Origin of the sequence: Pelomonas sp. KK5, assembly GCF_001984095.1 — a bacterium.
Taxonomy (GTDB): domain Bacteria; phylum Pseudomonadota; class Gammaproteobacteria; order Burkholderiales; family Burkholderiaceae_C; genus KK5.
The window spans coordinates 1-6,277 of sequence record NZ_LYVQ01000303.1; the positions used below are offsets into that span (position 1 = coordinate 1).

Here is a 6,277-nt window from a genome sequence, read left to right on the forward strand (position 1 = left end):
GCGCTACATCGACGTGGACGTGGACCGCGCGGCCGCGGCCCGGCTGGGCGTCTCGGTGGCGGAGGTGCAGTCCATCGTGTCCACCGCCATCGGCGGCGATAACGTCGGCGAGTTCATCGCCGGACGGGAGCGCTTCCCGATCAACGTCCGCTACCCGCGGGAGCTGCGGGATTCGCCGGAGAAGCTGCGCATGCTGCCCTTCGTGACGAGCACGGGCGCTACCGCGTTGCTGCAGGACGTCGCCCGCATCTCGCTCGCCGAAGGCCCGCCGATGCTGCGCAGCGAGAACGCTCGGCTAACGGGTTATGTGTACGTGGACGTGCGCGGGCGCGACCTGCGCTCGGCGGTGCGCGACATGCAGGCCGCCGTGGCCCGCGAGGTGGCGCTGCCGGGCGGCTACACGATCGCCTGGTCGGGCCAGTTCGAGTACCTGGAGCGGGCGGCCGAGCGGCTGGAGCTGGTCGTGCCGGCCACGCTGGCGGTGATCTTCGTGCTGCTCTACCTGCTGTTCCGCTCGGGCGGGGAGGCGCTGCTGGTGATGGCGGCGGTGCCCTTCTCGCTGGTGGGCGGCTTCTGGTCCATCTGGGTGCTGGGGCATGCGGTGTCCGTCGCCACGGTGGTGGGCTTCATCGCGCTGGCGGGCGTGGCGGCGGAGTTCGGCGTGGTGATGCTGGTCTACCTGAAGAACGCCCATGCCCAGCGCCTGGCGGCCGGCGCGCCGGACGACGAGGCCACGCTGCTGGCCGCCATCCGCGAGGGCGCGGTGCTGCGGGTGCGGCCCAAGGCGATGACGGTGGCGGTCATCATGGCCGGCCTGCTGCCCATCCTGCTGGGCCACGGCACCGGCTCCGAGCTGATGACCCGCATCGCCGCGCCGATGGTGGGCGGCATGGTGACGGCGCCGCTCCTGAGCATGCTGGTGGTGCCGGCGGCCTGGTGGCTGCTGATGCGCCGGCGGCTGATGATCCGCGAATCGCACGCCGATGGCGCGAAGGAAGGCTTGCAATGAGACATGCTGGCCCCATGTGCGCACTCCTAGAATCAGAACATCCACCAGCGCCCGGCTCCCCATGGTCCCCCATCTCATCACCGCACTGACCGGCCCGATCAACGAACTTGAGCAGCGCATCCTCGAGTCGATGCCGGCCATCGAGCGCTGGTTCCGGCTCGAATGGATGGAGCACACGCCGCCGTTCTACAGCTCGGTGGACCTGCGCAACGCCGGCTTCAAGCTGGCGCCGGTGGATACCAACCTGTTCCCCGGCGGCTTCAACAACCTGACGCCGGCGATGCTGCCGCTGGCGGTGCAGGCGGCGATGGCGGCGATCGAGAAGATCTGCCCCGAGGCCAAGAACCTGCTGCTGGTGCCCGAGAACCGCGCCCGCAGCAACAGCTTCTACCTGAGCAACGTGGCGACGCTGGTGCGCATCTTCAGCCAGGCGGGCCTGAACGTGCGCCTGGGCACGCTGGACGAGACGGTCACCGAGCCGACCCGGCTGGACCTGCCCGACGGCAGCGAGCTGACGCTGGAGCCGCTGCTGCGCAACCGCGGGCGCCTGGGGCTGAAGGACTTCGATCCCTGCACGATCCTGGTCAATAACGACTTGTCTGCAGGGATCCCGCGCGTGCTGGAACATCTGCACGAGCAGTACCTGCTGCCGCCGCTGCATGCTGGCTGGCCACTGCGCCGCAAGCACCAGCACTTCCGCGCCTACGAGGAAGTGGCCAAGAAGTTCTGCAAGCTGATGGGCATGGACCCCTGGCTGATCAACCCGATGTTCGCCAGCGCCGACGGGCTGGACTTCAAGACCGGCCAGGGCCTGGACAACCTGCAGGCCCAGGCCGATGCGCTGCTGACCAAGCTGCGCCGCAAGTACAAGGAGTTCGGCATCCAGGAGAAGCCCTTCGTCGTCGTCAAGCCGGACGCCGGCACCGGCGGCAAGGGCATCGTGATGATCCGCGACGCCAAGGACCTGGTGGAGAAGTTCGCCGCCCTGGGCCAGTGCGCCACGCCGATCACCGAGGTGCTGATCCAGGAAGGCGTGCCCACCTACGAGCGGGTGCACGACGCGATGGCCGAGCCGGTCGTCTACATGATGGACCGCTACGTGGTGGGCGGTTTCTACCGCGTCCACGCCGACCGCGGCAGCGACGAGAACCTCAACGCCCCGGGCTCGGCCTTCGTGCCGCTGGCCTTCGCCGAGTCTTCGCAGTTGCCGCGCCTGGGCGAGAAGCCGGGCGTCAGCGCGCCGAACCGCTTCTACATGTACGGCGTGATCGCAAGGCTGGCGATGCTGGCCGCGAGCTACGAGCTGGAGGCCACCGATCCAGAGGCCGAGGTGTACGAATAGGCAATAAGCGGGGCGCCCGGTCGGGCGCTTGACGCACTGCAGCACGGCGAGAGCACAATAGCGGGGTTTTGGCTTCCGCGGCCCGTTCTGGCCGCGCTGCTCTCGTGAATTCAACAAAAACGGCCCGCAGCCCTGCAGCGCTCGCGGGCCTGACCCTCGGCGCCCTGGGCGTCGTCTATGGCGACATCGGCACCAGCCCGCTGTACGCGCTGAAGGAAGTCTTTGCCGGCGGCCACATCGAGACCACGCAGGACAACATCCTGGGCGTGCTCTCGCTGATCTTCTGGACCATGACCATCGTGGTCTCGCTGAAGTACGTGCTGCTGATCCTGCGCGCGGACAACAACGGCGAGGGCGGCCTGATCGCCATGCTGGCGCTGGCCACCAACGCGGTCAACGACAAGCCGGCGTTGCGCCGCGTGCTGATGGCGGTGGGCCTGTTCGGGACCTCGATCTTCTTCGGCGACGCGGTGATCACGCCGGCGATGACGGTGCTGGGCGCCGTCGAGGGCATCGACGTCTACGCGCCGGCCTATGACCAGGCCATCATTCCGCTGACGCTGATCGTGTTGTTCGGCCTGTTCTTCGTGCAGCGCCTGGGCACCGGCGGCATCGGCAAGGCCTTCGGGCCGGTGATGCTGGTGTGGTTCATCTCGCTGGCGGTGCTGGGCGTGCCGCACATCCTCGAGAACCCGCACGTGCTGATCGCGATCAACCCGTACTTCGCGTTCCAGTTCTGCATGGCGCACAAGATCGCCGCCTTCGTCGCCTTGGGCGCCGTCGTGCTGGTGGTGACCGGCGGCGAGGCGCTCTACGCCGACCTCGGCCACTTCGGCAAGCAGCCCATCCGGCTGGCCTGGTATTCGGTGGTGATGCCGGCGCTGGTGCTGAACTACTTCGGCCAGGGCGCGATGCTGCTGGACAACCCCGAGGGCGTGAAGAACCCCTTCTTCCTGCTGGCGCCCAAGTGGGCCGAGATCCCGCTGTTCCTGCTGGCCACGCTGGCCGCCATCGTGGCCTCGCAGGCGCTGATCACGGCGGCCTTCTCGGTCACCAAGCAGGCGGTGCAGCTGGGCATCCTGCCGCGCATGCGCATCCTGCACACCTCGGTGCGCGACACCGGCCAGATCTACGTGCCCTTCATCAACTGGGGCCTGTTCGTCTTCATCGTGATGGCGGTGGCCTTCTTCGGCTCCAGCGGCAAGCTGGCCGGTGCCTACGGCATCGCGGTGACGATCGACATGACCATCACCACGGTGATGACCTTCTTCGTGATCCGCTACGGCTGGAAGTACCCGCTGTCGCTGTGCATCCTGGTCACCGGTTTCTTCTTCATCATCGACGCCACCTTCCTCTCGTCCAACCTGCTCAAGCTGGTGGCCGGCGGCTGGTTCCCGCTGACGATCGGCATCGGCATGTTCACGCTGATGCTCACCTGGCAGCAGGGCCGCCACCAGCTGCACGACAAGCTGCGCGAGGACTCGATCGCGCTGAAGGACTTCCTGGAAGCGGTGTTCGTCAACCCGCCGCTGCGCGTGCCCGGCACGGCGGTGTTCCTCAATGCCGACGCCGGCGTCACGCCCAATGCGCTGCTGCACAACCTCAAGCACAACAAGGTGCTGCACGAGCAGAACCTGTTCGTCACGGTGAAGCATCACGAGGTGCCGTGGGTGGGCTTCGAGCGGCGCGTGTCCGTCGAGGCGCTTGGCAACGAGTGCTGGGCCGTGGCCCTGCACTTCGGCTTCAAGAACGAGCCGGACGTGCCCGAGGCGCTGCGCCTGCTGGAATCGCGCGGCGTGCTGCTGGACGATATGGAGACCAGCTACTTCCTGTCGCGCGACATCGTGATCCCGACGGTGGGCACCGGCATGGCGCTGTGGCGCGAGAAGCTGTTCGCCGGCATGCACCGCAACGCGGCCGCCGCCGCGGACTTCCTGCACCTGCCGACGAACCGGATCGTGGAGCTGGGCTCGAAGGTCGAGATCTGATCAGCTCTTGCCTTGCAGGACCGCGACGGCCTCCGCGCCCAGTAGCGGCCCTTCCACGCTGACCGCCGGCGAGGCCTTGGCCAGCACCTCCGCGCAGCGCGCACCGAGCGACATGCCGCCCAGCGCCGCGTCGATCTCCGGCGTGGACGCCGCCCACACCACCCGCGTGATGCCGGCCCAGAACATCGCACCGGCGCACATGCCACAGGGCTCGCCGCTGGCGTAGACGGTGGCGCCGGCCATCGCGACCTTGCCGAGAGTCGCCTCGGCCTCGCGCACGAGGACCGTCTCCGCGTGGCCGGTGCAGTCCTGCTGGGTGACCTGCGTGTTCATTGCGATCAGCAGCGCCTCGCCGTCCTTCGCCAGCACGGCGCCGAAAGGCATGTCGCCCCGCTGCCGGGCCTCGCGCGAGGCGGTGATCGCCATGCGCATGTAGCGGCTGTCGTCGTCGGTGAAACTGCTGCTCATCGCGCGATCCTCGATCAGGGTTGCTTGCCGACGATGCCGTCGACGTACCACTTCATCTGCCAGAGTTCCGTTTCACCCAGCACCTGGCCGGATGCGATCCGCGCCTTGCCGCTCTGGTCCGCGATCGGCCCGGCGAAGGGGTGGAACCTGCCGGCGAGTATCGCGCTGCGCCGTTCCTCGAAGGCGGGAACCGCCTCCTTGGGCACCGCCGGGCCCAGCGCCGCCAGCTTGACGATGCCTTCCTTCATGCCCCACTTGGTGTCCTCGGCCTTCCACTGGCCGGCCAGGCGCTGGCGCACCTTGTGCACGTAGTAGACGCCCCAGTTCAGCGTGTTGGCGCTGAGCTGCGCGGCGGGGCCGAAGCGGGCCATGTCCGAGTCCTGGCCGATGGCCCAGACGCCCTTGCTCTGCGCCAGTTGCACGATGGCCGCCGAGTCGGTGTTCTGGTACATCACGTCCGCGCCCTGGTTCATCAGCGCGAGCGCCGCGTCGCGCTCCTTCGGTGGGTCGTACCAGGAGTTGATCCACACGACGCGGGCATTGACCTTCGGGTTCACCGCCCGCGCGCCGAGCACGAAGGCATTCAGGTTGCGGATCACCTCGGGGATCGGGAAGGGCGCCACATAGCCCAGCGTGCCGGTCTTCGTGCGCTTGCCGGCCAGCATGCCGCAAAGGTAGGCGCCCTCGTAGAAGCGGGTCTGGTAGATGCCGACATTGGCCGCCATCTTGTAGCCCGAGCAGTGCTCGAAGGCCACGTCCGGGTAGTCGGCGGCGACGCGGATCGTCGGATCCATGAAGCCGAAGGAGGTGGTGAAGATCATCGTGCAGCCGTCATCGACCAGCTGGCGCAGCACGCGCTCGGCGTCCGGGCCCTCGGGCACGTTCTCCACGCAGACGGTCTTCACCTTGGCGCCGAACTCGGCCTCGACCATCTTGCGGCCGAGGTCGTGCTGGTAGGTCCAACCGACGTCGGCGACCGGGCCGGGGTAGATGAAGCCGATCTTCAGCGGCGCCTGGGCGGCGCGCGCGGAGGTGGCGGTGGCCAGCGCGGTGGCGCCGGTGGCTTGCAGGAACAGGCGGCGTTGCATGGTGATTCACTCCAATCATGTATACGTGATTGCTAAGGGTAGGTATGCAAAACACATGCCCGGGCTTCTTGCCGATTTGCTGCCCGATGCGCCATACGACGGTGCGCTGACAGCGCCGGCAGGCACCGCCGCGAGGCCGCGACGCACGCCCAAGGGCGCGAACGATCTGGTATACATTCCTGCCGATGAGCCTTTCCAAGAAAGCCGACGGCGCCTATGCGGGCCTGCGCCGGGCCATCGTCGAGCACGCGCTGCCGCCCGGCACCAAGCTGCCGGAGGACAAGCTGGCCGAGCAGTTCGGCGTCAGCCGCACGCTGGTGCGTGCCGCGCTGGCGCAGCTGGCCGCCGACGGCCTCGTCGACATCGGCAACAAGCGCACCGC

The 6,277-nt window shown here is 68.0% G+C and carries 6 protein-coding genes; 4 read left to right on the plus strand and 2 right to left on the minus strand.

Annotated elements, in window-relative coordinates; genetic code table 11:
- The 3 genes from B0W88_RS28725 to B0W88_RS28735 all read left to right on the plus strand — a co-directional run.
- Positions 1-1,009 (plus strand): efflux RND transporter permease subunit (locus B0W88_RS28725; RefSeq protein WP_144007039.1); only part of this gene is annotated, 1,009 nt, incomplete at its 5' end.
- Positions 1,010-1,070: 61 nt separating this feature from the next.
- Positions 1,071-2,351 (plus strand): glutamate--cysteine ligase, encoded by a 1,281-nt coding sequence (gshA, locus tag B0W88_RS28730; RefSeq protein ID WP_077037973.1) that lies wholly within the window; start codon positions 1,071-1,073, stop codon positions 2,349-2,351.
- Positions 2,352-2,455: 104 nt separating this feature from the next.
- Positions 2,456-4,339, plus strand: coding sequence for a potassium transporter Kup (locus B0W88_RS28735; protein WP_077037974.1), 1,884 nt, complete (start codon positions 2,456-2,458; stop codon positions 4,337-4,339).
- Here the strand turns inward: B0W88_RS28735 and B0W88_RS28740 are convergent, their stop codons facing one another.
- Both B0W88_RS28740 and B0W88_RS28745 read right to left on the minus strand, forming a co-directional pair.
- A complete protein-coding gene (locus B0W88_RS28740) occupies positions 4,340-4,807 on the minus strand; it encodes a nucleoside deaminase (protein WP_077037975.1) in 468 nt (155 codons plus the stop codon). It lies immediately after the preceding gene.
- A gap of 14 nt (positions 4,808-4,821) precedes the next feature.
- Positions 4,822-5,895: a BMP family ABC transporter substrate-binding protein gene (locus B0W88_RS28745; protein WP_077037976.1), complete on the minus strand. Its 1,074-nt coding sequence runs from the start codon at positions 5,893-5,895 to the stop codon at positions 4,822-4,824.
- Positions 5,896-6,080: 185 nt separating this feature from the next.
- Between B0W88_RS28745 and B0W88_RS28750 the strand changes: the two genes are divergently transcribed.
- A partial coding sequence (locus B0W88_RS28750; RefSeq protein ID WP_144007040.1) for a GntR family transcriptional regulator occupies positions 6,081-6,277 on the plus strand: 197 nt, incomplete at its 3' end.

What these genes read in the sequence shown, in the direction of transcription:
- B0W88_RS28745 (WP_077037976.1), bottom strand. Translation starts at nt 5,895, where the DNA reads ATGCAACGCCGCCTGTTCCTGCAAGCCACCGGCGCCACCGCGCTGGCC.
- B0W88_RS28740 (WP_077037975.1), bottom strand. Translation starts at nt 4,807, where the DNA reads ATGAGCAGCAGTTTCACCGACGACGACAGCCGCTACATGCGCATGGCG.
- gshA (WP_077037973.1), top strand. Translation starts at nt 1,071, where the DNA reads ATGGTCCCCCATCTCATCACCGCACTGACCGGCCCGATCAACGAACTT.